The organism is Modestobacter caceresii (assembly GCF_000761485.1).
In the GTDB taxonomy this organism is placed as follows: Bacteria; Actinomycetota; Actinomycetes; order Mycobacteriales; family Geodermatophilaceae; genus Modestobacter; species Modestobacter caceresii.
The window spans coordinates 1-1,622 of the sequence record NZ_JPMX01000113.1 but is presented as its reverse complement, the minus strand read 5'-3'; the positions used below and the strand labels follow the sequence as shown (position 1 = coordinate 1,622).

Here is a 1,622-nt window from a genome sequence, read left to right as displayed (position 1 = left end):
GGCCAGCACGGCCAGCCGGAGGCGTTCGCCGCACGGCTGCGCGAGGTCCTCGACGCGCACTGACGCCCTGGTTCAGGGCTCCGGTACCTCGACCGGCCCGGTCAGGTAGCGCTGCACGAGCGGGTCGACCGCCGCGACGATCGTGTCCGGCGGGGCTGAGGTGAGCGGCCGGACCTCTAGCACGTAGTCCCGCTAAGGGATTCTGCTCCGGCCGTCCGGAGTCGACGCTGCACCGACTTCGGGCAGGATGCCCGTGCGGTTGACCGCCGGTATCCGCCGATCGAGCCACATCAGACGAGAAGGCTCGATGTCGGCAACGGACACTCGCTGTATCGGGAGCAGTGCGGCAATCCCCACAGCAAGCCGGCGGTGGTGCTGCACGGTGGCCCAGGCTCGGGCAGCCACCCGGCCATGCGCCGACAAGTCGACCCGACCCGTTACCGGGCGGTGCTGTTCGACCAACGCAACGCCGGCCGCAGTACCCCCAGCGCGTCACCGAGCTCGCGCAGGCCGCACTCGCTTCCGCGGCCTACAGCCGGCTCCTGCACCACCGCGACCCGGCGGTGCGGGCGAAGGCCGCGCCCTGCACTGGTGCGACTGATCGGCGACGCCGGCCACTCAGACGGAGGTATGACCTCGGTGCTGATCGAGTACGTGGACCGGGTCGCCCTCCAGCGCGGACCCCGGTGCTGGCTACACGACCGAGCACCGCAGGCAGGCTCGTGCGTCCGGTCAACGACTCAGGCACGACACGTTCGGTACCGGACTGTTCGCGCCCTCCCAGCGAGGTGCGGGAGCGGATCTTCAGCGGACATCCAGAACCTGCCGGGTTCAGTTGAGCCGCTGGGTCAGGTGGACCTCGACGTCGTCTCCGTCGCCCTTGCCGATGGCCGTGCGGATCGGAGCAGCCACCGGGAGCTTGTGGGTGCCGTCTCCCAGGGCCATGAAGGCTCCGGTGAACGGGTGCCCGTCGACGGTCCCGGCGACCTTGACCAGGCCGCGAGTCCCGAAGATCTGTGCTGACTCTGGCAGCTGGACGCAGGTCCAGGTGTCTGCCGGGCGGACCTTGCCCAGCCGGGCGGTGAACGTGATGTCCAGGGGACGGGGATCGGCCACGATCGTGCTCCTTCGCTCTGCTGGGCGCTGGGCTGTCAGGCTCACCGAAGCTCGCTCAGGTCGGAGTCCTCCAGGTAGACCAGACCGTTGCCGTCGGGGTCGGTGAAGGAGAACATCGCCGGGACCCCCTCCGTCCGCACCAGCTCCTCGTTGTGCACGGTCGCGCCGGCCTCGCGGACCGTGTCGTGGGCTTGTTGAGCATCGGAGGTGCCCAATCGGATGGCGATCGGGAGCGGGCTGTCCGGGGGGAGGAGCACCAGGGCGACGCTCGAGCCGGGCGGGACGACCTCGAGCATCCGCGCGCCCGGCCACACCTCCACGTCGGTGCGGAGCTCGCAGCCCGGTACTTCCGTGTAGAACCTCAGCGCGGCGTCCTGGTCAGCCACCGGAACGGAGAGACTCAACACTCTCGTCGTGATCGTCATACCGCCTCAGACGCCATCTCGCCCGAGTGGCGTCCACCAAGGTGGTGTGCCAAGGGGCCCGGTGAGGGCGTCGGCGTAGAC

Annotated in this window: 2 protein-coding genes; both read right to left on the bottom strand. The window is 69.8% G+C overall.

What is annotated here, in order from left to right; genetic code table 11:
• Window positions 1–831: 831 nt before the first annotated feature.
• On the bottom strand, window positions 832–1,116 hold the full coding sequence (locus IN07_RS20390; protein ID WP_081975589.1) for a DUF1905 domain-containing protein: 285 nt from the start codon (window positions 1,114–1,116) through the stop codon (window positions 832–834).
• A gap of 41 nt (window positions 1,117–1,157) precedes the next feature.
• A complete protein-coding gene (locus IN07_RS20385; RefSeq protein ID WP_036339762.1) occupies window positions 1,158–1,541 on the bottom strand; it encodes a VOC family protein in 384 nt (127 codons plus the stop codon).
• Window positions 1,542–1,622 lie beyond the last annotated feature (81 nt).